24 protein-coding genes are annotated in these 26,592 nt (G+C 70.3%); 7 read left to right on the top strand and 17 right to left on the bottom strand.

What is annotated here, in order from left to right:
* Positions 1 to 14: 14 nt before the first annotated feature.
* Complete coding sequence (locus BP68_RS10610) at positions 15 to 797, top strand: alpha/beta fold hydrolase (RefSeq protein ID WP_496371453.1); 783 nt, start codon at positions 15 to 17, stop codon at positions 795 to 797.
* An 84-nt stretch (positions 798 to 881) separates the two neighbouring features.
* On the opposite strand, the gene BP68_RS10605 is transcribed toward BP68_RS10610, so the two are convergent.
* Positions 882 to 2,222 (bottom strand): D-amino acid dehydrogenase, encoded by a 1,341-nt coding sequence (locus BP68_RS10605; protein ID WP_496371451.1) that lies wholly within the window; start codon positions 2,220 to 2,222, stop codon positions 882 to 884.
* A gap of 87 nt (positions 2,223 to 2,309) precedes the next feature.
* On the opposite strand from BP68_RS10605, the gene BP68_RS10600 reads away from it, so the two are divergent.
* Positions 2,310 to 3,221 carry a LysR family transcriptional regulator ArgP gene (locus BP68_RS10600; RefSeq protein WP_496371449.1) on the top strand — a complete coding sequence of 304 codons (912 nt, stop codon included), beginning with the start codon at positions 2,310 to 2,312 and terminating at the stop codon, positions 3,219 to 3,221.
* Positions 3,222 to 3,292: 71 nt separating this feature from the next.
* Positions 3,293 to 3,904: a TetR/AcrR family transcriptional regulator gene (locus BP68_RS10595; protein WP_496371646.1), complete on the top strand. Its 612-nt coding sequence runs from the start codon at positions 3,293 to 3,295 to the stop codon at positions 3,902 to 3,904.
* An 83-nt stretch (positions 3,905 to 3,987) separates the two neighbouring features.
* Here BP68_RS10595 and BP68_RS10590 read toward each other — a convergent pair whose 3' ends face one another.
* From BP68_RS10590 to BP68_RS10565, 6 genes are all read right to left on the bottom strand, one after another.
* Positions 3,988 to 4,557 (bottom strand): midcut-by-XrtH protein, encoded by a 570-nt coding sequence (locus BP68_RS10590; RefSeq protein ID WP_496371447.1) that lies wholly within the window; start codon positions 4,555 to 4,557, stop codon positions 3,988 to 3,990.
* A 62-nt stretch (positions 4,558 to 4,619) separates the two neighbouring features.
* Complete coding sequence (locus tag BP68_RS10585) at positions 4,620 to 7,100, bottom strand: IPT/TIG domain-containing protein (RefSeq protein WP_496371445.1); 2,481 nt, start codon at positions 7,098 to 7,100, stop codon at positions 4,620 to 4,622.
* Between the two features lie 224 nt (positions 7,101 to 7,324).
* Complete coding sequence (locus tag BP68_RS10580) at positions 7,325 to 8,362, bottom strand: helix-turn-helix domain-containing protein (protein WP_496371443.1); 1,038 nt, start codon at positions 8,360 to 8,362, stop codon at positions 7,325 to 7,327.
* Positions 8,363 to 8,487: 125 nt separating this feature from the next.
* On the bottom strand, positions 8,488 to 8,910 hold the full coding sequence (locus BP68_RS10575) for a universal stress protein (RefSeq protein ID WP_496371441.1): 423 nt from the start codon (positions 8,908 to 8,910) through the stop codon (positions 8,488 to 8,490).
* A 113-nt stretch (positions 8,911 to 9,023) separates the two neighbouring features.
* A complete protein-coding gene (locus BP68_RS10570; protein WP_496371439.1) occupies positions 9,024 to 9,869 on the bottom strand; it encodes a metallophosphoesterase in 846 nt (281 codons plus the stop codon).
* 41 nt (positions 9,870 to 9,910) lie between these two features.
* On the bottom strand, positions 9,911 to 10,882 hold the full coding sequence (locus BP68_RS10565) for a LysR family transcriptional regulator (RefSeq protein WP_496371437.1): 972 nt from the start codon (positions 10,880 to 10,882) through the stop codon (positions 9,911 to 9,913).
* Positions 10,883 to 11,008: 126 nt separating this feature from the next.
* Between BP68_RS10565 and BP68_RS10560 the strand changes: the two genes are divergently transcribed.
* Complete coding sequence (locus tag BP68_RS10560) at positions 11,009 to 11,449, top strand: hypothetical protein (RefSeq protein WP_496371435.1); 441 nt, start codon at positions 11,009 to 11,011, stop codon at positions 11,447 to 11,449.
* 169 nt (positions 11,450 to 11,618) lie between these two features.
* Here the strand turns inward: BP68_RS10560 and BP68_RS10555 are convergent, their stop codons facing one another.
* The 6 genes from BP68_RS10555 to BP68_RS10530 form a co-directional block, all read right to left on the bottom strand.
* The gene (locus BP68_RS10555; RefSeq protein WP_496371433.1) at positions 11,619 to 13,484 is read right to left on the bottom strand and encodes a phosphoenolpyruvate carboxykinase (GTP); all 1,866 of its coding nucleotides are present in this window, start codon (positions 13,482 to 13,484) and stop codon (positions 11,619 to 11,621) included.
* 344 nt (positions 13,485 to 13,828) lie between these two features.
* Positions 13,829 to 13,990 (bottom strand): hypothetical protein, encoded by a 162-nt coding sequence (locus BP68_RS10550; protein ID WP_496371431.1) that lies wholly within the window; start codon positions 13,988 to 13,990, stop codon positions 13,829 to 13,831.
* Between the two features lie 105 nt (positions 13,991 to 14,095).
* Positions 14,096 to 15,295: a threonine ammonia-lyase gene (locus tag BP68_RS10545; RefSeq protein WP_496371429.1), complete on the bottom strand. Its 1,200-nt coding sequence runs from the start codon at positions 15,293 to 15,295 to the stop codon at positions 14,096 to 14,098.
* Positions 15,296 to 15,406: 111 nt separating this feature from the next.
* A complete protein-coding gene (locus BP68_RS10540; protein ID WP_496371427.1) occupies positions 15,407 to 17,071 on the bottom strand; it encodes an isovaleryl-CoA dehydrogenase in 1,665 nt (554 codons plus the stop codon).
* 166 nt (positions 17,072 to 17,237) lie between these two features.
* Positions 17,238 to 17,915, bottom strand: a complete 678-nt coding sequence (locus tag BP68_RS10535; RefSeq protein ID WP_496371425.1) for a glycine zipper family protein — start codon at positions 17,913 to 17,915, stop codon at positions 17,238 to 17,240.
* A gap of 46 nt (positions 17,916 to 17,961) precedes the next feature.
* Entirely contained in the window at positions 17,962 to 18,996 is a 1,035-nt protein-coding gene (locus BP68_RS10530; RefSeq protein WP_496371423.1) for a homocysteine S-methyltransferase family protein, read from the bottom strand.
* Between the two features lie 161 nt (positions 18,997 to 19,157).
* Here BP68_RS10530 and recQ point away from each other — a divergent pair, with 161 nt between their 5' ends.
* Positions 19,158 to 21,014: a DNA helicase RecQ gene (gene recQ, locus BP68_RS10525; RefSeq protein WP_496371421.1), complete on the top strand. Its 1,857-nt coding sequence runs from the start codon at positions 19,158 to 19,160 to the stop codon at positions 21,012 to 21,014.
* A gap of 40 nt (positions 21,015 to 21,054) precedes the next feature.
* Here recQ and BP68_RS10520 read toward each other — a convergent pair whose 3' ends face one another.
* Positions 21,055 to 21,831: a helix-turn-helix domain-containing protein gene (locus BP68_RS10520; protein WP_496371419.1), complete on the bottom strand. Its 777-nt coding sequence runs from the start codon at positions 21,829 to 21,831 to the stop codon at positions 21,055 to 21,057.
* Positions 21,832 to 21,914: 83 nt separating this feature from the next.
* On the opposite strand from BP68_RS10520, the gene BP68_RS10515 reads away from it, so the two are divergent.
* Both BP68_RS10515 and BP68_RS10510 read left to right on the top strand, forming a co-directional pair.
* Positions 21,915 to 22,451 (top strand): peroxiredoxin-like family protein, encoded by a 537-nt coding sequence (locus tag BP68_RS10515; RefSeq protein ID WP_496371417.1) that lies wholly within the window; start codon positions 21,915 to 21,917, stop codon positions 22,449 to 22,451.
* Positions 22,452 to 22,545: 94 nt separating this feature from the next.
* Positions 22,546 to 23,391 (top strand): hypothetical protein, encoded by an 846-nt coding sequence (locus tag BP68_RS10510; protein ID WP_496371415.1) that lies wholly within the window; start codon positions 22,546 to 22,548, stop codon positions 23,389 to 23,391.
* A 27-nt stretch (positions 23,392 to 23,418) separates the two neighbouring features.
* Here the strand turns inward: BP68_RS10510 and BP68_RS10505 are convergent, their stop codons facing one another.
* The 3 genes from BP68_RS10505 to BP68_RS10495 are packed head-to-tail and all read right to left on the bottom strand — an operon-like array spanning position 23,419 to position 26,397.
* Positions 23,419 to 24,111, bottom strand: coding sequence for an anaerobic ribonucleoside-triphosphate reductase activating protein (locus BP68_RS10505; protein ID WP_496371413.1), 693 nt, complete (start codon positions 24,109 to 24,111; stop codon positions 23,419 to 23,421).
* Positions 24,089 to 24,289 (bottom strand): anaerobic ribonucleoside-triphosphate reductase, encoded by a 201-nt coding sequence (gene nrdD, locus BP68_RS10500; protein ID WP_496371411.1) that lies wholly within the window; start codon positions 24,287 to 24,289, stop codon positions 24,089 to 24,091. The genes BP68_RS10505 and nrdD overlap by 23 nt, the downstream gene beginning before the upstream one ends.
* A 50-nt stretch (positions 24,290 to 24,339) precedes the next feature.
* A complete protein-coding gene (locus BP68_RS10495; RefSeq protein WP_496371409.1) occupies positions 24,340 to 26,397 on the bottom strand; it encodes a ribonucleoside triphosphate reductase in 2,058 nt (685 codons plus the stop codon).
* Positions 26,398 to 26,592: the final 195 nt, after the last annotated feature.

Below are 26,592 nucleotides of genomic sequence, written 5' to 3'. Positions count from 1 at the left end.
CCCCATGTCCAGCCATGTCTCTGCTACCCACCTTCTCCCTTCTGGGCTCCGGCCCCACCGTGCTGCTGCTGCACGACGCCGATGGCGACCACCTGAGCTTCGCGCCTCAGGTCGAGGCCCTGGCCGCCGCCGGCTACCGCGCCGTGGCCTGGGACATGCCGGGCTACGGCCGCAGCGCGCCGGTGGAGCCCTACGCCTTCAAGGGCCTGGCCCAGCGCGGCCTGCAGCTGCTCGATGCGCTGCGCTGCGGCGAGGCGACGCTGGTCGGCCATGGCTTCGGGGCCATGCTGGCACTGGAGCTGGCGCTGCGCGCCCCGATGCGGGTGCGGCGGCTGGTGCTGTGCGCGGGCGGCCCGGCGCTGGACGAGGCCGCCACCGTCGCCTGGGTGGCGCCGCGGCTGGCGGCGCTTGACCAGGGGCTGGACATGGCGCAGATCGCCGAGCGCCTGGTGCCGCGCGATGCCGGCGCCGGCGCACTGCCCGAGGGGTTGCAGCTGGCGCGCCACGCCATGGGCCGGGTGCATGCCGCCACCTACCGTCGCGCGCTGCAGGCCCTGCCGCAGTTCGCGCGCCGTGCGCCGGAACTGGCCCGGCTGCAGGTGCCCACGCTGCTGATTGGAGGTGCGCAGGACCGCTGCACCCCGCCCGAGGCCCTGCTGGCCCTGGCCCATGTGCTGCCCGATGCGCGCGCCGTGCTGCTGCCCGGCGTGGGCCATTGGCCGCAGCTGGAGGACCCGGAGGGCTTCGAGGGCGCGCTGCTGGACTTTCTGGCGGGCCCGCCGCGCGTGCTGCACTGAATCGTAGTCAAAACGGGCGCTTGCGCCCGTGTATCAAGCGTGGATAGCTATCGAAAAGTGAGTGGTGGCTCAACGCAGCGCGGCTCAGGCCAGGCGCGGCGTGCCATGGGCGGGGGCCTCGGCGCGCTCGCCAAGGAAGCCGAAGTCCATGGCGGGCCGTTCGCCGCTGATGAGCTCGGCCATGGCCTTGCCCGAGCCCGCGCCATGCGTCCAGCCCAGCGTGCCGTGGCCGGCGTTCACCCACAGGCGCTCCACCGGCGTGCGGCCGATGAAGGGGATGTTGGTGGGCGTGGCCGGGCGCAGGCCCGTCCAGTACTGCGGGTTGCCGCCTTCCTCCGGCGTGCGCGTGTCGCAGACGCCGGGCAGGATCTCGGCGATGCGGCGCGACAGCATGTGGCAGCGTGCGCGCGCCAGGGGGCTGTCCAGCGACAGGTCGTAGCCGCCCAGCTCGATGGTGCCGGCCACGCGCAGGAAGTCGCCCAGGCGGCTCATGGCGATCTTCTTGCCGTCGTCGATGGTGGAGACCATGGGCGCGCCCTCGGGCTTGAGCAGCGGGAAGGTGGCGCTGTAGCCCTTGCCGGGGTAGATGGGCAGGTCCACGCCCACGGTGCGCAGCAGCGGCGCGCTGTAGCTGCCGCAGGCGACGACCACCGCGTCGGCCTTCAGTGTCAGGTCTTTCGGGCCGGTGTCGCTGTAGGGGCGGGCGCGAACAGCTACTGATTCGATAGCGTTGCCGCTGCGGTTCAGGCCCGTCACGTCGTGGTCGTAGAGAAAGCGCACGCCGCGTTCGGCGCAGCGGCGTGCCAGCTGCTGGGTGAAGGTGCGCGCGTCGCCGCTCTCGTCGGTGCTGGTGTAGGTGCCGCCGGTGATGCGGTCGCCGTAGGCGCGGAAGGCCGGCTCGATGGCCAGCAGCTCGTCGCGGCTCACGATGCGGCGCTGCACGCCGAAGCGGCGCATCAGCTCCACCGCATGGGCGGCGTCGTCAAAGGATTTCTGGTCGGTGTAGAAGTGGGCGATGCCGCGCTCCAGCCGGTGGTATTCGATGCCCGTGCTGCGCACCAGGTCCTTGAGCGCGGAGTGGCTGTAGGCGCCCAGCGCCACGATCTGCTGCACGTTGCGCGCGAAGGCCGTGTCGTTGCACTGCGCCAGGAACTTCAGGCACCAGCGCCACTGGTCCCAGTCGAACTGCGGGCGAAACAGCAGCGGCGCCTCCTTGTCGAACATCCACTTCAGCGCCTTCCACGGCGCCTCGCGGTTGGCCCAGGGCTCGCAGTAGCTGACCGAGATCTGCGCCGCGTTGGCGAAGCTGGTCTCCAGCGCCGCGTCGGGCTGGCGGTCGACCACGGTGACCTCATGCCCGCGCTCGCGCAGATGCCAGGCGGTGGAAATGCCGATGATGCCGGCGCCCAAGACGATGGTGTTCATGGCGCGGAGTGTGCGTCCAGCCCCGTGGAAATAAAAGCCTGATTAAACTTCATCCAAAATCATCAGATTGGCTAATAATTCAGAGGCATGAGCACCTTTGATCCCGCCGCACTGGAATGCCTGGCCGCCATCGTCGAGGAGGGGGGCTTTGAGCGCGCCGCCCGGCGCCTGAACATCACCCAGTCCGCCGTGTCGCAGCGCCTGCGCGCGCTGGAGGCGCAGGTGGGCTCGGTGCTCATCGTGCGCAGCCGCCCGCTCAAGCCTACCAGCGCCGGCCAACTGCTGCTCAAGCACACCAAGCAGCTGCGCCTGCTGCGCGCCGACCTGGAGCGCGACCTGCAGGACCTGGCCCCCAGTGCGCGCGGCACGGGCCGCGAGGAGGAGCGCATCGCCATCGCCATCAACGCCGACAGCATCGCCACCTGGGCGCTGGACGCGCTGAGCGAGCTGGTGCGCCAGCGCCTGCCGCTGGAGATCATTGCCGACGATCAGGACTTCACCCAGGAATGGCTGCGCTCGGGCCAGGTGCTGGGCTGCGTGACCACGCTCAAGAACGCGCTGCGCGGCTGCCGCGTGGTGCCGCTGGGCGCCATGCGGTACATCGCCGTGGCCTCGCCCGAGCTGGCCCGGCGCCAGCTGCCCCAGGGGCTGACGGCGCACAACTTCCGCGACGTGTCCTTCGTCTCCTTCAACCGCAAGGACGACATGCAGGCCGAGTTCATCACGCGCACCTTCGGCCTCAAGCGCGTGTCGCTCAGCCGCGTGTTCGTGCCCAGCTCCGAGGGCCAGGTGCGCGCCGTGGCCGCGGGCTGGGGCGTGAGCGTGGTGCCCGAGCTGCTGGCCCGCCCCTGGCTGGCGCAGGGCCGGCTGGTGGACCTGGCGCCGGGCCACACGCTGCCGATCCAGCTGTACTGGCATTCGTGGAACCTGGAGTCCGAGGTGCTCGACGCCCTGGCCCAGGCCCTCACCGGGGCGGCCGCGCAGGCCCTGTCGGCCTGATAGCGGGCCCGCGTGCGGGGCCTTTGGGGTTATGCGGGGCGGGGTGCGCAAGTCTGGCTAACATGCGTCAGATGAACACGCTGCAGCAGCCCCGTCCCTCCTTCAAGGCGCAGATGCACCGCGCGCGCGAGGACGCCATCGTCGAAGCCGCAAGCCGGCTGCTGGGCGAAAAGGGCTTCGAGACCATGACCGTGGACGAAGTCGCCGCGGCCGTGGGCATTGCCAAGGCCAGCCTCTACAAGCACTTTGCCGGCAAGGACGACCTGTGCGCGGCCGCCATGGTGCACGTGGTGGAGCGCCTGCAGCGCTTCCTGGCGGAACTGCCCGCCGACTGGCCGGCCCTGCAGCGCCTGCAGGCGCTGCTGCGCTGGTCACTGGAGCTGCAGCTCGGCGACGAAACGCCGCTGCTGCCCGGCCGCAGCTCGGCGCTGGCCCAGGCGCTGCGCAGCTGCGACGCCTACCACGCCTCCATGCAGGAGGTGGCCGCACGCATCCTGGGCTGGATCGCCGAGGCCCAGGCCGCCGGCCAGCTGCGGCGCGACCTGCCGGCCGACGTGGTGCTGTGCGCGCTGCTGGCGCGCTCCGCCGACCCGATGCTCGACATGCTGCGCGAGCGCGGCTACGGCGATGCCCAGATCATCGACTGGGCCATGGACGCCTGCCTGGGCGGCTTGGCCGGCTAATACCGCGCGCGCTGCGGGGGGCTTGCGCGCACTCCGGCATCCACGATCCGGCAGCTTCTCAGCAACAGCGCCGGCCGTGGCCGTCAATGGGGCCGGCCTACCTCGATCTGGCAGGACGCCAGCGGCGCCAGCGTGCGGCCCGTGGTGCAGCGGGTGTCGCCGAGCGGCCCGGTGATGCGGTGCGTGGCCGTGACGGTGATGGCCGTGATGCGCAGCGGCCGGTCGGTGACGTTGCGCACCTCGTAGGCGTGCATGTAGTCCGCGAAGGGCCGCTCGAAGTCCGGGTGGTCGGGCAGGCTGATCGTGCCGCCTGCGGGGTTGTCGAGCAGCAACGCGCTCACGGGCTGGGCCAGCGCCTGTCCGACCCAGGGCGTGCTCAGCAATGCCGCGCTGGCCAGCAGACCCAGTGCCACGGCGCGCGCAGCGCCCGGGCCCCGCAGCCAGCGGCGCGACCCCAGGGCGAGCAGCAGCGCCAGCGCGGCCAGGCCCCATTGCGACAGCGTGGGCACGGACTGCGTGGCGGCCAGCGCCGGGGCGAAGGCGATGGCCCCCACGGGTGCGCCGGCCTGGGCCCAGGCGCCGGGCGGGCATGCGGCGGCGGCGCCAGCCAGCAGGACGACAAGAGTACGGGCGGGGGAAAGAAGTCGGGTCATGGCAGTTCTGGTGAGAGAGTGAAAAATGGGTGGAACGCTTATCCTTGAAGCGCTGATAGCTATTAAAAACGTAGCATTCTTCGAATAAAGACCCAACCGCAGAGCGCCGTCAGCGCGGCCAGCAGCGCCAGCGCGGGCCCGCCCAGTGCGGGAATGGCCTGGGTGCCGCCGGGCGCGGCGGCCAGCAGCACGGGCAGGCCGGGGTCGGTGATCCGGCCGGGCAGGCCGTCGCTGTCGCCGGCGCCGCCGTCGGTCAGGGTGAAGGTGACGCTCAGGCGGTCGGCGGAGAACGCGGCGCCGGGCAGCCGGTACCAGTGCGGCTGGGCGCAGGCGGCGCCGCTGCAGTCCAGGCCGTCGGGGCTGGGGCCGTACTTCAGGTAGACGGCGCCCTGCGGCACCGGCTGGGTGTAGTGCACGGTCACGCTGGCGCTATGCGTGCCGCCGGCCAGGGTGAGCGCAAGCGGCACGAAGGCCGTGCCGGCACCCCGGGGCAGGGGCGCGGGCAAGGTGGGTTCGAAGGCCGCCGCGTCGATGCGCCAGCCGTTGGCGGCGTCCGTCTGCACCGTGCCCTGGCCCGCGCCCATCGCGGCCCAGGGCGCGCTGCACTGGCCCGAGTCGCTGCCGCCGTGCTCGCCCGCGCAGGCCCAGGTGTAGGCGCCGTTCGCCGATTGCACGGCGCCCGGTTGCCCGGCGCCGCACAGGCCGGCCGTGGGCGTGGTGATGCGGGGCTGGCCCGCGGCCGCGCCGCATGCGCCGTCGGTCCGGGTCACGTAGGTGATGGCGTCTGCGCGCATGGCGGTGCCGCCCGCGGTGGTGACGGCCACGGCGACGCTGCCCGCGGCGTGCGCGGGCGCGGTGGCGGTGATCTGCGTGTCGCTGTCTACGCTGAAACTGGCCGCGGCCACGCCGCCGAAGTGGACGGCGGTGGCGCTGGCGAGGCCCGTGCCGCCGAGCGTCACGCGCGTGCCGCCCGCCGTGGCGGCGGTGGCGGGGCCGACGGCGGTGAGGGCGGGCGGGCCCGCGTAGCGCAGGGCGTCGGCCAGCACATGGACCCCGCCCAGGGTGTGGACCTGTACAGGCACGGGGCCTGGGGTGTGGGCGGGCGCGGTGGCGTGGATCTGTCCGTCGTTCACCACCGCGAAGCCGGAGGCGGGCTCGCCGCCGAACGTCACGCCCGTGGCCGTGGCCAGGTGCCTGCCGCTGATCGTGACCGGGCCACCGCTGGCCGCGATGAAGCCGGGGCTTACGCCCTCTACCTGCGGCGGCACCAGGTATTGGAAGCCGCTGGCCGTCGCGCTGCCGCCCGCCGTCTCCACGGTGATGGCGACGGTGCCCGGCGCGCCGCCCGGCAGGGGGGAGGCGGGGGCCCTGGCCTCGATCAGCGCGTCGTTCACGACGGTGAACTGGCTCGCGGGGCTGCCGCCGAAGCGCACCGCCGTGGCGTGGGTGAAATGGCTGCCGGTGATCGCGACCTGGGTTCCGCCCCCGGCGGGGCCGTGGCCGGGGGCGAAGCCGGTGGCGATGGGGGCGGCGATGTAGGTATAGGGGCTGGTCGCCGTTCCGTAGGGGGTTGTCACCACCATCGTCGCGGTGCCCGGCGGGTGGTACGGCGGCTCCACGATGAGCCGGGCGCCGTCGTTCGGGTCGGGCGTGAAGCTGGCTGCCCGGCCGTTAAAGCGCACGGCCGTCACGCCATAAAAGTGGCTGCCCGTGACCACCACCTGGTTGCCGCCGTCGGCCGGGCCCTGGGGAGGGCTCACGCCGGCGATCACGGGTGCGGGATGGTCGGCGTAGGTGAACCGGGCGCCGCTGGCGCTGCCGTAGGTGCCCTGCACGGACACGTCCACGCTGCCCACGCCCGGCGGCGCGATGGCGGTGAGCTGCACGTTGTTCTGCTTGGTGAAACTGGCCGGCGTGCCGCCGAAGCGCACGGAATCCACGTAGAACAGGTTGCGCCCGGTGATGACCACGGAGGTGCCCCCGGCCGTGGGCCCCAGCGGCGGCGACAGGGCGCTGATGGCGGGGGGATAGGCGGTGTCGCCGCTCACGCGCATGCTCAGGGTGGTATGGCCGGTGCTCCAGGTGGTGCCGCCGTCGCTGCTGCGCACACCCAGCGAGCCCTGGCGGGTGTCGTCGATGTGGTAGCTGCCCTGGCGCGGCTCGGGCAGGCCGAACATCACCCACAGTTCGGAGTCCGCGGGCGCGTCGAACTGCCCCCTGAAGACCCACCAGCCAGCGCCCGCCATGTTGGCCGTGAAGTCGGCGCATGGGCCGGCCGGCGCCGCGGTGCTGCCTGCGCACAGCCGCATGGCGAGGGGGGTGGGGGAGTCGAAGGCGCTGCCGGCGCTGACCACCACCTCGGTCACGCGGAACGCCTCGCCGCGGATGGCGATGCGGTTGCCCAGCCAGCTGGTGCCGCTGATGCTCTGCGCCCCGCCCCGGTACATGTTGTCGTGCAGCGCGTAGGCCAGGGCTGGGCCGCAGGCCAGCAGCGCAAAGGTCGCCAGCAGCAGTGCGGCCAGCCGGGAGGCAAAGGTTTTCATGGAGATGTGCCAGGGGGTGGAGCGGGCGGCTCTACCGGTTTTCACATGAAAACAGGCTGTAGCGCTTATGCATCAAGCGCTGATAGCTCTCTTTATAGTAGCAATTATGGGATGGAGGCGCCCCGCGGTCGATCTTGCGGGCGCAGGGCGCCACAGGCTTGACCGGCTGTTCGTGTGGTTCTTGACTGAGCGTTTCGCAGCCCTGCCGTGCGCCCGGCGGGTGGCTACAGCCCGCGCACCCAGTCCGCGTATTCGGCCGAGGTGCCGTGGGCGTGGGGCTGTGTGCCTGCGGCTTGGGCGGCGGCCATGGCGCGCGCGTCGCTCGGCGTGAAACCGAAGGCGGCGCGGAAGGCGCGGCTGAAATGTGCCTCGCTCGAAAAGCCGGTGTGGGCGGCGATGTCGGCCACGCGCAGGCGCTGGTTGGCCGGGTTGGTGAGCGCGTGGAAGGCGCGCTGCAGCCGGCGCTGCTGCACGTAGTGGGCCACGCCCCCCAGCGGCTCGAACAGGCGGTACAGCAGGCTGCGCGATATGCCGAAGGTGCTGCACAGCACGTCGGGGCCGAGCGGCGCGCCGAGGTTGCGCGCGATGTGCCGCTGGATGCGTTCCAGCGTCACGCCGAGCAGCGCGTCCCGCGCCTGGTCGTGCGTGCGCAGGCTCGGGCGCAGGCAGGCGGCCAGCATCTGCATGGTGGCATGCACCACCGAGGGCGCGTCCGCGAGCGCGATGGCCGGCAGCCGCCGCTGCAGCGAGGCCAGGTGGTCGCCCAGCAGGCCGCCCAGGGGATGGCCCGCGCGCAGCACGGTGCCGTGCAGGTCGTGGTGCGGGCCGCCGAAGGCCGCGTCGGCCAGCGCGCGCGGCACGATGAGCGAGAGCACATGCGACGGCTGCGCGAAGGTGCGCAGCGTGCGGTCGAGCGTGAACACGGTGACGTCGCCCGGGCGCACCTCCATCTCGTCGCCGTCGTCGTGCTGGCCGACGAAGCCGCCGCTGCGGTACCACTGCACCAGGTAATGGTCGAGCCCGTCGCGCGCTGCGCGGGGGCGCGTGCGCGCGAACTGCTGGGCGCCGAAGTGGAGGTCCCCGACCAGCAGGTTGCCCAGGTGCGCGGCATTGACCGATGCCTGGAAGCTGCCCAGCGTCTCGCGGGCCAGCGGGCTCACGTCGAAGATGACGGAAATGCTGTCGCGCCAGGCCTCGAAGCGTTCCTCGCCCGCCGCCTGAGCGGTGGCGAAGTCCGTGGTGGGCAGCGGGGCGGAGGACATGGTGGCGCGAGTATGGGGCGGGAATGTTGCACGGCGACCGGCGGCGGGCCGCCGGCGCGCCCCGGAGGGCGGAAACAAATGCGCCACCCGAAGGTGGCGCTCAGTGACGAAGGTGCAGGGGCGCCTCAGCGCACCAGCAGCACCGGCACCTGGCAGTTGGCCAGCACCTGCGTGCTGACCGAGCCCATCACCAGCTTGCCCAGGGAGCCGTGGCCGTGCGTGCCCATGACGATCAGGTCGTACTTGCCGGATTCGGCCACCTTGGCGATGGTTTCGCCGGCCGGGCCCACCTTGGTCAGGGTCTTGAGCTGCACGCCGTGGCGCCCCATGAACTTCACCACGGGGGACAGCACCTTTTCGCCTTCTTCGGCGTGGTACTTGTCGACCACTTCCTTGCCCAGCGCGGCACGGGCGCGAGGAGGCAGTTGCGGCTGCACCGTCACGGCGGTGTAGGCGTGCGTGCTGCCCAGCATTTCGTCGTGCGCGGCCAGGTAGGCCAGCATTTTCTTGGTGTAGGTGCTGCCGTCGACAGCGAGCAGGATGTTCATGTGAAGTACTCCGGAAACGGGATGTCAGACTAATTTGCGCTTGCGCCTGTTGTCTTGACCTGAGTCATATTTTTTATGCTGCGCGCCAATGAAGGGCCATGCGCCCGCGCGCATCATACGGCGAGCACGCAGTGCGGCTGGAATGACGCCTGCTCTCCCTTGCGGGCATAGCCCAGCGGATTGGCCACCACGCGGCAGCTCCAGGGCGTGCCGTCGCCACGCGTGCCGCGCACCAGGTAGTCGCTGGGCGCATGCAGGTGGCCGTGCAGCCACAGGCTGGCGTGGGGCAGGCAGTCGTCCAGCGCATTGCAAAAGCCTGCCGTGCCGGGCACCAGGCCGTAGCGCGGGTCCGCGCTGAGCAGGCTGGGGGCGAAGTGGGTGATGGCGACCGTGGTGCCGGCGAAGGGCTGCGCCAGGGCTTCGCGCAGCCAGGCCTGGCACAGCAGCGCCTGCTCGCGCACGGCCTCGGCCAGAAAGGGCGCGCCGTGGCGCGTGCCACCGGTCTTGGACAGGTAGAAGTTGGCGGCGCGAAAGGCCTTTTCGCGCATGCGCAGGCGCGGGCCCAGTTCGGCGACGGCGCCGTGGTCCGCCAGGGCGTCGAAGTCGCTCCACAGCGTCGTGCCCACCAGGCGCACGCCCTGCAGCACCACGCTGGTCCGCTCCAGCCAGATCAGCCCCAGGCGGTCGCAGGTGCGGCGCAGGCGCTCGTGCGCGGCGTCGAAGTCCTGCATGTCGTACTCGTGGTTGCCTGGCACGTAGACCACGGGCGTGGGCCAGCCCGCGTACTGCGGCAGCGGCGAGAAGCGGGCCAGGCCGAAGTCCTCGTCCGTGAGCCGCGAGCCCGGCTGGTACGAGCCGATGTCCCCGGCCAGGACCAGTACATCGGCCCCGGGCGCTGGGCTGGGTGTGAAATGGGGGTGGGCTTCCAGGTGCAGGTCGGACAGCAGTTGCAGCTTCATGGGAATGTCGTGGATCGCGGTGCGGTGGCGCGTGGTAGCGGTCAGCCCTGGCGCGTGATCGGGGCCGGCGTGTTGCGCGCTGCCCGCGCAATGGTGTCGCGCAGCCAGCGGTGGGCGGGGTCGTGGACGCGCCGGCGGTGCCACAGCGCGTCCACGTGCACGGCGGGCAGCGTCATGGGCAGCGGGCGCCAGATGAGTTCGTTTTGCAGGCTGGCCACGCCCACGAAGTGCCGGGGCAGCACGGTGAGCAGGTCGGTGGTGGCCACCACGCGGCCGGCGGTGAAGAACTGGTTCACGGTGAGCACGATGCGCCGCTCGCGTCCCAGCGCGGTGAGCGCCTCGTCAATGAAGCCATAGGGCTTGCCGGAGAAGCTCACCAGCAGGTGGCGCGCGGCGCAGTACAGGTCCAGTGTGAGCGGCGCGCCCGCCAGCGGATGGCCCGCGCGCATCACGCACACGTACTGGCCTTCGTAGAGGCGCGTGCTTTCATGGGCCACCACGTTGTCGGATTGGGCGCGGGCCGTGAGGTCGGCCAGTACGGCGGGGAAATAGCCCACGGCCAGGTCGGCGCTTTCGTCGTCCAGCAGGCGGCGCGGGTCGCGCGTGGTGAGCGGCACCACGCGCAGCGAGATGCCGGGCGCCTCGCGCTCGACGATCTCGATGAGCGGCGGGATCAGCGTGGCGCCCGTGGCATCGGCCATGGCGAGCACGAAGGTGGTCTGGGCCGATGCCGGGTCGAAGCTGCCGGGCGCCAGCGACGCCTGCAACTGCGCCAGCGCCTGGCGCACGGCGGGCCACAGCGCCAGGGCGCGCGGCGTGGGCTCCACGCCATGGCCGCGGCGCGTGACCAGTTCGTCGCCCACGGCCTCGCGCAGGCGGCGCAGCGCGTTGCTCACGGCCGGCTGGGTGATGGCCAGCTTCTCGGCCGCGCGGGTGAGGTTGCGCTCCGCCATGACCTCGTCGAAGACGCGCAACAGATTCAGATCCAGCGTGCGGAAGTTCAGCGGCTGCATGCGCGAATCATCACACAGATGAATGTCGGTAATTCAACATATAAATTGGACGAAAACCAGGGTAAACCCTAGTATTCACCCATCGCCCGGCAATTTCGCCACAAGCGGCATCAAAGGGTTCACATCATGACGAAATTTGTACACATCGACTTCCACCCCGAACACCATGGCATCGCCCGCATTCAGGGCGCCGTGAATCACCTGCGGCAGATCGTGGCCCGCGAGGGCGGCGCCCGCGGCGCCACCTCCCTGCTGCTGGCGGCGCTGGTGGCGGCCCTGCTTGTCGTCGCCAACCAGATGATGGATGCCTGGGGCGACGGCCACCTGCTGGCCGGCTGGATGGTGCTGTGGGTGATCGCCTTTGCTGGCATGGCCCTGCTGGCTGCGCCGGTGCGTGCCGCCGTGGCGGCCCTGCGCAATGCGGCCAAGGTCTGGTCCGAGGCACGCCAGCGTGAGGCCGAGGACGAAAAGACCTGGAACGCCGCGCTGCGCGACGCGCGCATCATGGCCGACCTGAGCCGCGCCATGAACGGCATCGCTGTCGACGACATCCGCCGCTACAGCTGATCCGGCAGACGCAATCCCATTTCAGGGCACCTTCGTGTGCCTTTTTTCATGGCCGTCAGGGTGCGGGGCGGCACTGGCGGCCGCCGGGCCAAAAAAAAGCCCCGCACCACATGCGTGGGGCGGGGCCTTGGGCTTGCGGGGCAGCCCGGGGCCGCCGGCTTTCGTGGCCTCAGACGGCCAGGCGCTTTTCCAGCTGGGCCTTGGTGGCCAGCAGTTCCTGGGGCAGGTGGTAGGCGAGCTTGTCGAAATGCTCGGTGTGCAGCTTCAGTTCGTCCTGCCAGGCGGCCTTGTCGATGCTGGTCACGTTCTGGAACTGCTCGGCGCTAAACTCCAGGCCGTTCCAGTTGATTTCGGCGTATTGCGGGGCGATGCCGAAGGCGGTTTCCTGGCCCGTGGCCTGGCCTTCGATGCGGTCGATCATCCACTTCAGGACGCGCATGTTCTCGCCGTAGCCGGGCCAGACGAACTTGCCTTCGGCATTCTTGCGGAACCAGTTGGTGGTGAAGATCTTTGGCAGGACCGCGCCCTGGCCTTCGATCTTGGCGCCCAGCGTCAGCCAGTGCTGGAAGTAGTCGCTCATGTTGTAGCCCATGAAGGGCAGCATGGCGAACGGGTCGCGGCGCACCACGCCCTGGGCGCCGAAGGCGGCGGCCGTGGTCTCGGAGCCCATGGTGGCTGCCATGTAGACGCCCTCGGTCCAGTTGCGGGCCTCGGTCACCAGGGGCACGGTGGTGGAGCGGCGGCCGCCGAAGATGAGGGCGTCGATCTTCACGCCCTTGGGGTCGTCCCAGGCCTCGTCCAGGGCCGGGTTGTTGGTGGCGGCCACGGTGAAGCGGGCGTTGGGGTGGGCGGCCTTGGCGCCGGTTTCCTTGGCGATCTGGGGCGTCCAGTCCTTGCCCTGCCAGTCGATCAGGTGCTCGGGCAGCTTGCCCGTGTCCTTTTCCATGCCTTCCCACCACACGTCGCCGTCATCGGTCAGCGCGACGTTCGTGAAGATCACGTCCTTGTCCAGGCTGGCCATGCAGTTGGGGTTGGTGTGGTAGTTCGTGCCCGGGGCCACGCCGAAGTAGCCGGCCTCGGGGTTGATGGCGCGCAGCGAACCGTCGGCCTGGGGCTTGATCCAGGCGATGTCGTCGCCGATGGTCGTGACCTTCCAGCCCTCGAAGGCCTTGGGCGGCACCAGCATCGAGAAGTTGGTCTTGCCGCAGGCGCTGGGGAAGGCAGCGGCCACGTGGTACTTCTTGCCCGCGGGGTTGGTCACGCCCAGGATCAGCATGTGCTCGGCCAGCCAGCCCTGGTCGCGGCCCATGGTGGAGGCGATGCGCAGCGCGAAGCACTTCTTGCCCAGCAGGGCGTTGCCGCCGTAGCCCGAGCCGTAGGACCAGATCTCGCGCGTCTCGGGGTAGTGGACGATGTACTTGGTCTTGTTGCAGGGCCAGCTGGTCTGGTCCTTCTCACCGGCGGCCAGGGGCGCGCCCACGGTGTGCATGCAGGGCACGAAGTCGCCGTCGGTGCCGATCACGTCGTACACGGCCTTGCCCATGCGCGTCATGATCTTCATGTTCACGGCCACATAGGCGCTGTCGGACAGCTCCACGCCCACGTGGGCGATGGGCGAGCCCAGCGGGCCCATGCTGAACGGCACCACGTACATGGTGCGGCCGGCCATGCAGCCGTCGAACAGCGGCTGCAGCGTGGCGCGCATCTCGGCCGGGGCCATCCAGTTGTTGGTCGGGCCGGCGTCTTCCTTCTTGGCGGAGCAGATGTAGGTGCGGTCTTCCACGCGTGCCACGTCCGACGGGTCGGACCAGGCCAGGTAGCTGCCCGGGCGCTTGGCCGGGTTCAGCTTCTTGAAGGTGCCGGCGTCGACGAGTTGCTGGCACAGCTGCTCGTACTCTTGCTGCGAGCCGTCGCACCAGTGGATCTTGGCGGGCTTGCACAGGGCGGCCATTTCGGCGACCCAGGCGATCAGCTTGGCGTTCTTGACATATGCGGGCGCCTGAATATTCAGGCCTGGCATCGTGGGTGCGTTCATCGGGAGCTTCTTTGGAAGTTGAAAAACAGTCTTTTCAAAGGAAGCGAACCGGGTCACGACGCACAGGCCGGCGCCGAGGGGGGCTGAGCGCTGCCTTTGAAAAAACGGCTGGGGACTCAGTCGGCTGGCGGATGCGAGGGCGCCGCAGGACGGGGCACGCATGCGCGGGCCGGCTGGGGTGACGATTTTATGAACATGCCCCGGATTTGTCTGTCGGACAGGGGGTAAATCCATGCAAAAGACGCATGGGGTTATGCGTGAAATGGAGGGGCCGCCCCGAGCCGCGACCCAGAACGACAAAGCCCCGCGATGCGGGGCCTTTGTCGTGGGAAAGCGGGGTGGCGTCAGGCCATGGAGACGGCGATGAAGGCCAGCAGGAACATCATGGCCGCGCCCACGGCGGGGATCACCACCGGGATCAGGTGCACCACGGACTCCGCGGCGTCGGTGGCGCTGGCGGCTTCGACATCCGCGGCGTTGGGGGCGATGGGGTGGTCGTGGGCCATGGCGGGCGTCTCCTCTGTGTGGTCTGGTGCCTGGTTCGCCCGCAGTGTAGCGGCATCGCGCCGCCGGGGGGCACGGGCCTTACCCGTAGCCGTCGCCGGCGGCCGTCAGCGCAGCTCGGCCTCCATCTGGGCCGCGCGCAGCTGGTCTAGCACCTGCTGGATATGGGCCTTGCCGCGGGTCTGCAGCACCAGTTCGATCTCCACGTTCTGCGCGGCCAGCATGGTGAAGGCGCGCTGGTGGTGCACCTCTTCGATGTTTGCGCCCGCTTCGGCCACGGTGGCCGTGATGCGGGCCAGCACGCCGGGCACGTCGCGCGCGCTGACCATGATGCGCGCCAGCCGGCCCGAGCGCACCATGCCCCGCTCGATGATGGCCGCCAGCAGCAGCGGGTCGATGTTGCCGCCGGACAGCACCAGCCCCACCTTCTTGCCGCGAAAGCGCTCGGGGTAGCGCAGCAGCGCGGCCAGGCCGACGGCGCCCGCGCCCTCGACCAGGGTCTTCTCGATCTCCAGCAGCATCAGCACGGCCTGCTCGATATCGCCCTCCTGCACCAGCAGCAGGTCGTCCGCCAGGCGGGCGATCACCTCGCGCGTCATCTCGCCCGGCTGGCCCACGGCGATGCCCTCGGCGATGGTGGAAGTGCCCTGCTCGTGCCGCGTGCCCTGGATGGCGTTCACCATGGCCGGAAAGCGCACGGTCTGCACGCCCACGATCTCCAGGCTGGGCTTGAGGGCGCGCGCCGCCGTGGCAATGCCGGCCAGCAGGCCGCCGCCGCCCACGGCGATCACCAGCGCCTCCAGGTCCGGCTGCTCGGCCAGCATCTCCAGCGCCAGCGTGCCTTGGCCGGCGGCCACGGCCTCGTCGTCGTAGGGATGCACGAAGACCAGGCCCTGCTGGTCGGCCAGCGCATAGGCATGCTGGCGCGCCTCCTCCAGCGTGTCGCCGTGCAGCACCACCTCGGCGCCGAAGCCGCGCGTGCGCTCCACCTTCACGCCGGGCGTGAAGCGCGGCATGACGATCACCGCCCGCAGCCCCAGGCGCTGCGCGTGGTAGGCCACGCCCTGGGCGTGGTTGCCGGCGCTCATGGCCACCACGCCGTGGGCGCGTTCCTCAGGCGTGAGCAGGCTCAGCTTGTTGCAGGCGCCGCGCTCCTTGAACGAGGCGGTGAACTGCAGGTTCTCGAACTTGAGGAACACCTGCGCGCCCACGATCTGCGAGAGCGTGCGCGACTCCACGCAGGGCGTGTCGAGCACCTGGCCGCGCAGCCGCTCGGCGGCGTCCTGGATGTCTTGAAGGGAAAGCATGGGACATTGTGGCGCAGGCGCCATTTCGTTGTGGTTTGATACAAATAATGCAGCTTATAGCGCTTTGTGGACGGGTGATATAGGCCATTTCGGCCTTGAATTCCCATGGCATTAACCGGGAAACGTGCGCGCCAGAATGGCATCCACGTCGAGGCCGCGCGTGTCGATGGCGCCGGCCACGCGCCCGCCACCGGCGCCGTCACCCAGCCGCGTGGCAATGAAGGCGTCGGCCACGGCGGCGGGCGCGCGTTCGCGCAGCAGGCAGGCCTGGGCCAGCAGCACCAGCTGCTGCGCCAGCACGCGGCCCAGGGCCTCCAGCTCGTGCGGGGGCTGGCGCAGCAGGCGCTCCAGGCCCTGCAGGGCGGCCAGCAGGCGGGCATCGCCGGCTGCGACCGGGGCCAGGCTCTGCAGCAGCGCGGCCACGGCCTCGGGCTCGCGGGCCATGGCGCGCAGCACGTCCAGGCACATCACGTTGCCCGAGCCCTCCCAGATGGAGTTGACCGGCGCCTCGCGGAACAGGCGGGCCATCACGCCGTCCTCCACATAGCCGTTGCCGCCGAAGACCTCCATGGCCTCGCCCGTCAGTTCCACGGCGCGCTTGCAGACCCAGAACTTGGCGGCCGGCGTCACCACGCGCTTCCAGGCGCGCTGGGCCGGGTCGTCCTCGCCCCCATGCTCGTAGGCCTGGGCCAGGCGCATGGCCAGCTGCAGCGCGGCCTCGCTCTCCAGCGCCAGGTCGGCCAGCACGGCGCGCATCAGCGGCTGCTCTGCCAAGGACCGGCCGAAGGCGTGGCGCCGGCGCGCGTAATGAATGGCCTGCACCGTGGCCTGGCGCAGCATGGCGGCGCTGCCCACCACGCAGTTGAGCCGCGTATGGCTGGCCATTTCGATGATGGTGGGGATGCCGCGGCCTTCCCCGCCCATCAGGACGCCCCAGGCGTCCTGGAACTCCACCTCGCTGCTGGCGTTGCTGCGGTTGCCCACCTTGTCCTTGAGGCGCTGCACGCGCACGGCATTGCGGCTGCCGTCCGGGCGCCAGCGTGGCACGTAGAAGCAGGCGAACGGCCCATTGGCGCCCACGCGCGCCGTCACCAGGTGGGCGTCGCACTGGGGCGCCGAGAAGAACCACTTGTGCCCGCGCAGCAGGTATTCGCCGCCGCGCCCGCCCGCGGCCAGGGCGGTGGCCACGGTGGTGTTGGCGCGCACGTCCGATCCGCCCTGCTTTTCCGTCATGCCCATGCCCAGCCAGATGCTGGCCTTGTCCTGCGCGGGCAGGTCGCGCGGGTCGTAGGCGTGGCTGTAGAGCCGGTCCTGGAGCTGCGCCCACAGCGCGGGCTCGCGCTGCAGCAGCGGTATGGCGGCCTGCGTCATCGTCGCCGGGCACAGCGTGCCCTGCTCCACCTGGCCGTGCAGGTAAAAGCCCGCGGCCCAGGCGGTCCAGCGGCCCGCGCGCGCGTCCGCGAAGGGCAGGCTCACGAGCCCTTGCGCGCGGTACAGCGCCATCAGCTGGTGCCAGGCCGGGTGAAATTCGATGGCGTCGATGCGCTGCCCGCGCGCGTCGAAGGCGTGCAGCAGCGGCGTGTGGCGGTTGGCCTGCTCGGCCAGCGCATAGGTTTCGGCGCTGCCCAGCCGCTGTGCATAGCGGTCGAGCCAGGGCCGGGCCCAGCCGGCGCCGGCGCGCGCCAGCGCCTCGCACAGGGCCGGGTCGGTGGCCAGCGGGTCGTGGCCGCTCAGCTCGGGAAACTGGTTGAAGACCTGGTGGGTGGTCCAGTCCATGGTGCGTGGCCTCCGTGTCGTCGTGCGGGGACCAGTCTAGGAGCCGCGCGCGGGCAGGGGGAGGGGGTTCCCACGGACGGGGCGCGGGGGGATGGCGGTTTTTAGGTCAAAACACCATTTTGCGCCTGTCCATCAAGCGCCAATAGCTATTAAAACAGTAGCAACATCACCGCAGCACGCGGCAGTTGCCGAACTCGCAGCGGATGGCCAGCGCGTCGCCGTCGCGACAGGGCACGCTGTAGCTCTCGAAGCCCGGCCCCTTGGCCACCAGGGTCGCCACGGGTTGCGGGTGGCAGGCCTGGTCGAGCGCCAGGCGTTCGGCGCTGAAGGCATCGGCGCCCGTGGGCCGCGCGGGCGGTGCCGGTTGCCAGGGCGCGGGCGCCTGCCAGACGGGGGAGGCCTGCGGCCCGGCCCCGGCCAGCGGGCCGGCACGGTGGCCCCGGCCGGCCATGCACTGCGCAACCCACTGGCTGCGCCGCTCCAGCGCCTGCAGCCCCTGCGAGCCGCCCACCAGCGCGCCGCCGGTGATGGCCCAGTCGCGCACGCCGGTGTCGCTGCGCCCCAGCCCCCAGGCCAGAAAGGCCGCCACCAGCGCGCCCTGGACCACGGCGTCCAGCGTTTCGCGCAGCACGCCGATCTGCTGCGCATGGGCGCGGCAGGCCTGCAGGTCGGCGTCGTAGCGGGCGCGGCTGTCGGCTTCGGCCGCCGAGTCGGCTGCCGTGGCGGCCGCCATGGGGACCGGTGGGGGCGGCGTGGCGCAGCCGGTGATGGCCAGGCTGGCGGCCAGGCACAGGGCCCGCGCGGCGGCGCCGGGGCGGGTGGATGGGGGGTGGGTGCGTCGCATGTCGCCGGGTCCTTTCAGTCGTTGGCGGGGCGCATGCGGCGGGGGCTCAGGCCGGTGCGTGCGGGAACAGCCGGCGCGTGCCCACCGGCGCCACGGCGCGGGCGATGGCGCCGATGTGGTCGGGCGTGGTGCCGCAGCAGCCGCCGACGATGTTCACCAGGCCCTCGGCGGCGAATTCGTGCACCAGGCGGCTGGTGACGTCGGGCGTTTCGTCGAAGCCGGTGTCGCTCATCGGGTTGGGCAGGCCGGCGTTGGGGTAGCAGCTGATGAAGGTGTCCGGCGCGGCCTTGGCCAGCTCCTGGATGTAGGGGCGCATCAGCGTGGCGCCCAGGGCGCAGTTCAGGCCCACGGACAGCGGGTTGGCGTGGCGCACGCTGTGCCAGAAGGCGGTGACGGTCTGGCCGCTCAGGATGCGGCCCGAGGCGTCGGTGACCGTGCCGCTGATCATGATGGGCAGGCATTCGCCGGTCTGCTCGAAGGCCTCGTCCACGGCGAACAGCGCGGCCTTGGCGTTGAGCGTGTCGAAGATGGTCTCGACCAGGATCACGTCGGCGCCGCCCGCGATCAGCGCCAGCGTCTGCTCCAGGTAGGCGGCGCGCAGCTGCTCGAAGTTGATGTTGCGCGCGCCGGGGTCGTTCACGTCGGGGCTGATGCTGGCGGTCTTGGGCGTGGGGCCCAGGGCGCCGGCGACGAAGCGCGGCTTGTCCGGCGTGGAGAACTTGTCGCAGGCGGCGCGCGCGAGCTTGGCGCTCTCCAGGTTCATCTCGTAGGCAAGGTCGGCCATGCCGTAGTCGTCCTGCGCGATGGTGGTGGCGCCGAAGGTGTTGGTCTCGATCAGGTCGGCGCCGGCGGCGAGGTAGCCCTCGTGGATGTCGCGGATCACGTCGGGCTGCGTCAGGCTCAGCAGCTCGTTGTTGCCCTTCACGTCGCGCGCAAAGTCCTTGAAGCGCTCGCCCCGGTACTGCGCCTCGGTCAGCTTGAAGCGCTGGATCATGGTGCCCATGGCGCCGTCGAGGATGGCGATGCGCTGTTCCAGGATGGCGGGCAGTTGCTGGGCGCGGGTGTAGTGGGGCAGGGTCATGGCGCGATTGTAGGAAGCCGGCGCTGTCCGCGGGGCGGGCGCACAATAGCGGGCTTTGCGCCGCGGCCCGCAGGCATGGGTGGCGGCGCGATATATGCCAAAAATGCCATTGGCGCTTATCTGGTAAGCGCTGACAGCTATCGAAAAGAGAGTATCCCGGTTTGTCCCCCGCGCATTTCGTCCTGCACGACGTCTTCGGCTACGAGCAGTTCCGTGGCCCGCAGCAGGCCATCATCGACCATGTGATCGGCGGCGGAGACGCGCTCGTGCTCATGCCCACGGGCGGCGGCAAGAGCCTGTGCTACCAGGTGCCGGCCATCGTGCGGCGCGATGCGGGGCAGGGCGTCACCGTGGTGGTGTCGCCGCTGATCGCGCTGATGCACGACCAGGTGGGTGCGCTGCACGAGGCGGGGGTGGATGCGGCCTTCCTCAACTCCACGCTGGACTGGCAGCAGACGCTGGACGTGGAGCGGCGCCTGGCGCGCGGCGAGATCACGCTGCTGTACGCCGCGCCCGAGCGCGTGACCACCGAGCGCTTCCTGGGCCTGCTGGACGACCTGTACGCGCGCGGCCAGCTGGGCCTGTTCGCCATCGACGAGGCGCACTGCGTGAGCCAGTGGGGCCACGACTTCCGCCCCGAGTACCGGCAGCTGTCCATTCTGCACGAGCGCTACGCCAGCGTGCCGCGCATCGCCCTCACGGCCACGGCCGACGCGCTCACGCGCGCCGACATCGTGGAAGGGCTGCGGCTGCAGGAGGCGCGGCAGTTCGTCAGCAGCTTCGACCGGCCCAACATCCGCTACCGCATCGAGGAGAAGAAGGAGCCGCTGGCGCAGCTCATGCGCTTCATCGACCGCGAGCACCTGGGCGACGCCGGCGTGGTTTATTGCCAGTCGCGCAAGCGCGTCGAGGAAATGGCCCAGGCGCTGCAGGACGGCGGCATCAACGCGCTGCCCTACCACGCGGGCCTGCCGGCGGACATGCGCCAGGCGCACCAGGACCGCTTCCTGCGCGAGGACGGCATCGTCATGGTGGCCACCATCGCCTTCGGCATGGGCATCGACAAGCCCGACGTGCGCTTTGTCGCCCATGTGGACATGCCCAAGAACATCGAGGGCTACTACCAGGAGACGGGCCGCGCCGGCCGCGACGGCCTGCCCGCCGACGCCTGGATGGCCTACGGCCTGCAGGACGTGGTGAACCAGCGCCGCATGATCGACGAGGGCGAGGCGGCCGAGGAATTCAAGGCCGTGCTGCGCGGCAAGCTCGACGCGCTGCTGGCCCTGGCCGAGGCCACCGACTGCCGCCGCGTGCGGCTGCTGGCGTACTTCGGCGAATCCTCCGAGCCCTGCGGCAACTGCGACAACTGCCTGAACCCCCCGGCGGTGTGGGACGGCACGGACGCCGCGCGCAAGCTGCTGTCCACCATCTACCGCGTGCACCAGTCCAGCGGCATCAGCTTCGGCACCGGGCACATCATGGACATCGTGCGCGGCAAGGACACGGACAAGGTCAAGCAGTTCGGCCACGAGAAGCTCTCCACCTTCGGCGTGGGCCACGAGTATTCCGAGGCGCAGCTGCGCGGCGTGCTGCGCCAGCTGCTCGCCACCGGCGCCGTGGGCCTGCACAAGGTGCTGCTGGAGAGCGGCCACAGCTTCGACACGCTGGTGCTGACCGAAGGCTCGCGCCCCGTGCTGCGCGGCGAGCAGTCCGTGCAGCTGCGCGAGGCCACGGCCGCCGCCGGGCCCCGGAAGTCGCGGCGCGCGGGCACCGCGTCGATCGCCGCCGCCAACCTGGGGCAGGACGCGCAGGTGCGCTTCATCAACCTCAAGGCCTGGCGCGCCGAGGTGGCGCGCGAGCACAACCTGCCGGCCTACGTGATCTTCCACGACGCGACCCTGGCCGCCATCGCCGAGCGCGCCCCGGCCACGCTGGACGACCTGCAGGGCATCAGCGGCATGGGGGCCAAGAAGCTGGAGGCCTACGGCGCCGAGGTGCTGCGGGTGTGCGCGCCGTGAGTGCGCGCATGGCGCGCGCGCAGGCCCACCCGCGCCGCGCTCAGGCGCCCACCGCACTGTCCGGCCTGGCCTTCAGCGCCCCGGGGGCACGCCCGTAGGCACGCGCAAAGGCGCGCGAGAACCCTTCCGCGCTGCTGAACCCGACCCTGCGCGCAACCGTCTTCACCGAATGGCCGGCCTGCAGGTGCTTGCACGCGAGCGTCAGGCGCCAGGCGGACAGATAGCCCATGGGCGTGGTGCCCACCACCCGGCGGAAGGTGGTCATGAACTGGGTGCGCGACATCGCCGCGCTGTCCGCCAGCCGCTCCACGGTCCACGCCCGCGCGGGATGGTCGTGCATGGACACCAGGGCGCGGTGCAGCTGGGGATGGGCCAGCGCCGCAAACAGGCCGGGCTGGCGTTCCCCCGCTTCGATGACCTGGCGCAGCATCATCAGCACCATGACCTCGGCCAGCCGGTCCAGCGCCGCCACCCGGCCGCAGCGGTTGTCCTCCACCTCCGACAGAAAGGCCTGCGCGGTGGCGCGCAGCGCGGGCGCGTCCTGGAGCAGCACCGCCACCTCCCCGGGAATCGCCGCCATCAGCGGGTTTGCGGCGTTGTCGAAGGCGATGGCCACCACGGCGCGCGGACGGGGGGCCGGCGGCTGCGCCGGGGCCATGCGCAAAACGATGCGCTCGCCCTCTCCGGGACCGGCGTACAGCCACAGGCTGGGCCTTGCCTCCGCCTGCTCGGGCGCCACGACCGCTGCGCGCAGCGGGAAGGACGCCAGGAACGCCGCCAGACGGTCCAGCTTGCGGGGGTGCGAACTCTCGGGCATTTTTTCCGAATTTTCCATGACCTGAAGTGTGGAACATTGCAGCCTCACCGCGCAAGTCGCGCCATCACCGAAGGAACAAGACCATGCCCATGCCACGCCAGCAAGTCCCGGCCCTGGAAGTCCCCACCCTGGCCGGAGTGCCATTCCGCCTGGCGGACGAACGCCCGCAGCGGCTCACGCTGATCAGCGTCTACCGCGGCCTGCATTGCCCGATCTGCGCCACCTCCCTGAAGGAGCTGGAGCGGTTCACCCCCGCGTTCGCGGAGCGCGGCGTAACCACCATCGCCCTGAGCACGGACACCCAGGAGAGGGCGCAGGCCATGGCCGAGAAGATCGATGCCGCCAAGCTGCGCATCGGATACGGGCTGCCGCTGGAGACCGCGCGCCAATGGGGGCTCTACCTCTCGGCCGGCCGTGGCAAGACCTCCATCGGCATCGAGGAGCCGGCCCTGTTCGCCGAACCCGGCGTCTTTCTGGTCCGGCCCGACAACTCGCTCTACTACCTGTCCGTGCAGTCCATGCCGTTCGTGCGCCCCAGCTTTGCCGGGATGGTCCAGGCCCTCGACTTCATGATCCAGAACGACTACCCGGCGCGCGGCGAATACGCTGGCGCGATCTGACGCACACATGCGGTCGGCGCACGGTTGAAAACAAATTGACACATCGGCTATAACCGGCGGGCCTCGCTGGGAGGTTTTCAAGGAGAAGAAGCGGATGTTCAAGAAAATAATCACCGTGGCCGCATTGCTGGGCGCCGGTCTGGCCCAGGCCTTCGCCCCGCAGTCGGGCACCTGGGTCGTGGCCTCGGAGCTCAATGGCAAGCCGGGCCGGGGTTTCGGCATTGACGTGCAGAACGCCACCATGGTCATGCAGATGTATGCGTACGAAAGCAGCGGCCAGCCGACGTTCTACCTGGCGGTCGGCGAGGTGGTGGACAACAAGGTGAGCGCGGCCCTGAACCAGTACGCCGGCGGCCGTTACTTCGGCAGCGGTGACCGCTCCGGCACCCCGGCGGGCAGCCCGGGCCAGGTGAACATTCGCTTCACCTCGGGCACCACGGGCTTCATCCAGTTTCCCAACGAGGGCGAGGTGGCGATCGCGCGCTTCAACTTCGGCTACGGCGCCGTCCCCGAAAGCCTGCGCGGCTTCTGGACCATGAACTCCATCGGCTCCGAGGGCCTGCAGTCCGATCTGGTGGAGCTCACCCGCAACCTGGGCGCCACCAGCAACGGCAATGGCATGATGGCCAACGCCAGCGAGACCTTTGGCTGCGAGCACCAGCTGCGCGGCAATCTGGCCGGCAACGTGCTGTGCGTCAAGACCACCACCGGCGGACAGCTGCTGCGCGTCTATGTGCTGGGCTATAGCGTGAACGAGGGCGAGGGCTATTCGCAGGCCTCGGCCAACAGCGCTCAGCAGATGCTGCAGGTGCGCCGCCTCACCACGCCCAAGGGCGTGGGCACGGGCCTGTTCTACAAGGAGGCCGAGGCCGGCACTGGCGACGCGGCCGTCCTGCGCCTGCACATGGAGCAGGTCTCTCAGTTCGGCCTGCCGCAGTAAGCCGAACCCGCCGCCGCGCGCAGGCCGTCAGGCCGCGCGCAGCGTGGTGGCCAGGGGCCATGGCCCGCGGGGCGGCATGTCGCGCCAGGGCACCGCGCCGGCGGACCGGCATTCCTGCAGCACCCATTGGCGCACGCCCGCCCGGGCCAGTGCGTGGCCCAGGGCCTGGAGCTCGTCCGGGCCGAACAGGCCGGCATGCCAAGTGGTGCGGCATTCCAGCGCCACCCCGGCGGCCAGCGCCAGCCGCAGCGACTCCCAGGCCTTCGCCCCGCCGCCCGGCACGCCCGTGAGGGCGTCATAGCCCGTGGGCAGCGCCTTGATGTCCAGCCCCACCCAGTCGAGCAGCGGCAGCGCCGCCTGCAGGCGCTCGGGGTACATGCCCGCGGTGTGCAGGCCGGTGGCAAAGCCCATGGCGCGCACGCGCGCCAGGGCGTCGGGCAGGGCGGCCTGCAGCGTGGGCTCGCCGCCCGAGAACACCACGCCGTCCAGCAGGCCGCGCCGCGCATGCAGCAGGCGTTCCACGTCGGCCCAGGTGTGGGCTGTGGGCGCACCGGCGTCAAGCAGTGCGGTGTTGTGGCAGTAGCCGCAGCGCCAGGGGCAGCCCTGGCAGAACACCACGGCGGCCAGTTTGCCGGGAAAGTCGATGGTGGTGAGCGGCGTCAGGCCGCCCACGCGCAGCCTGGTTGCCGGCAGGGCCTCAGCAGTGGTAGCTGCAGCCACGTGCGGGCTCGGCGAAGAACTGGCGCTCGTGGTGCTCGCCCTGCTTGCCGGTGTTGAAGCTGGCCACGGGGCGGTGGTAGCCCATGACGCGGGTCCAGACCTCGCAGGGCTGGCGCTCGGCGTCGGTGAGCTGGACGGCGGCCAGGGCGGTTTGTTCGGTGGTGGAGAAATGGCTCATGGTGAACTCCTTTGGGGTTGAAATGCTTCTGTTTTGATAGCTTGTTGCGCTTATCCATCAAGCGCTGGCGGCTGATTTGGCTTCAAGCCGCAAGGCGCGCGCTTGGCGGCCAGGCGTTCCTCGTCGCAGCGCGGGCAGAACGGGTGCTCGCCCGCCAGATAGCCATGCGTGGGGCAGATGGAAAACGTGGGCGTGACGGTGATGTAGGGTAGGCGAAAGTGGGTCAGCGCGCGCCGCACCAGGTCGCGGCAGGCCGCGCTGCTGCTGATGCGCTCGCCCATGTACAGGTGCAGCACGGTGCCGCCGGTGTATTTGCCCTGCAGCTGCTCCTGGCGCTGCAGCGCCTCGAACGGGTCGTCGGTGAAGCCCACGGGCAGCTGCGACGAGTTGGTGTAGTACGGCTGCTGCTCGGTGCCCGCCTGCAGGATGGCGGGCCAGCGCTTCCGGTCTTCCTTGGCGAAGCGGTAGGTCGTGCCTTCGGCGGGCGTGGCCTCCAGGTTGTAGAGGTGGCCGGTTTCCTCCTGGAAGGCCGTCATGCGCTCGCGCACATGGTCCAGCAGGCGCAGGGCGAACTGGTGGCCCCAGTCGCTGGTGATGTCGTGCGCGTCCTGCGTGAAGTTGCGCACCATCTCGTTGATGCCGTTCACGCCCAGCGTGGAGAAGTGGTTGCGCAGCGTGCCCAGGTAGCGCTTGGTGTAGGGGAACAGGCCCTGGTCCATGAGGCGCTGAATCAGCTTGCGCTTGGTCTCCAGGCTTTGCTTGCCGAGTTCGAGCAGGCGGTCGAGTGCTTTGAGCAGCCCCGCCTCGTCGCCCGCATGCAGGTAGCCCAGGCGCGCGCAGTTGATGGTGACCACGCCCAGGCTGCCGGTCTGCTCGGCGCTGCCGAACAGGCCGTTGCCGCGCTTGAGCAGTTCGCGCAGGTCGAGCTGCAGGCGGCAGCACATGGAGCGCACCATGTTCGGCTCCAGCTCGGAGTTGATGAAGTTCTGAAAGTAGGGCAGGCCGTACTTGGCCGTCATCTCGAACAGCAGTTGCGCGTTCTCGCTCTCCCAGGGGAAGTCGCGGGTGATGTTGTACGTGGGGATGGGGAAGGTGAACACCCGGCCCTTGGCGTCGCCCGTGGTCATCACGTCGATGTAGGCGCGGTTGATCAGGTCCATCTCGGCCTGCAGCTCGCCATAGGCAAACGGCATCTCCACGCCGCCGATCACCGGCACCTGCTCGCGCAGGTCCTCGGGGCAGGTCCAGTCGAAGGTGAGGTTGGTGAACGGCGTCTGCGTGCCCCAGCGCGACGGCACGTTGAGGTTGTAGACCAGTTCCTGGATGCATTGGCGCACCTGCGCGTAGTCCATGCCGTCCTGGCGCACGAAGGGCGCCATGTAGGTGTCGAACGACGAGAACGCCTGCGCGCCGGCCCATTCGTTCTGCAGCGTGCCCAGAAAGTTCACGATCTGCCCCACGGCCGAACTCATGTGCCGGGGCGGCCCGGCCTCCACCTTGCCGGGCACGCCGTTCAGCCCCTCGTGCAAGAGCGTGCGCAGCGACCAGCCCGCGCAGTAGCCGCTGAGCATGTCCAGGTCGTGGATGTGCATGTCGCCATGGCGGTGCGCCTCGCCGATTGCGGGCGTGTAGACATGCGACAGCCAGTAGTTGGCCGTGACCTTGCCCGCCACGTTCAGGATCAGCCCGCCCAGCGAATAGCCCTGGTTGGCGTTGGCGTTCACGCGCCAGTCGGCGCGCGTCAGGTATTCGTTGATGGAGCTTTCCACATCCACCAGCGTCTGCCGGTCGGCGCGCAACGTGGCATGGCGCTGGCGGTAGGCCATGTAGGCGCGGGCCGTGGCCAGGTGGTTGGCGGCGATCAGGGTCTGCTCCACCACGTCCTGGATCTGCTCGATGGCCGGCGCCTCGCCGCGAAAGCGGTGCACCAGCACCTTGGTGGCCTGGGCGGCGAGCAGCTGCGCCTCGTCCTCGCCGAACTCGCCCGTGGCGCCGCCGGCGCGCGCGATGGCCGAACGGATGCGCTGGGCGTCGAACGCGGCGCGTGCGCCGTCGCGCTGGATCACCTCGCGCGGCAGGGTGGCAATGGGGGAGGATGGTGGCGTCATGGTGGCCCTCAAAACACTACATATAGTGTTCACCATACTCATCAAACACTATAGGTAGTTTGATGCGGCACAAACCGGGGCGTTTGCGCCGGGCGCCGCCCCGTGCCTGAGAAGTTTGGAGTGTTTTAGGGCCTTTGCGTTTGATGGGTAAGCGTCAGTAGCTATTGAAACAATAGCATCAATCCTGCGCCGCGG

The organism is Diaphorobacter oryzae DSM 22780 (assembly GCF_059568935.1).
This window is presented reverse-complemented; position numbering and strand designations above follow the sequence as displayed.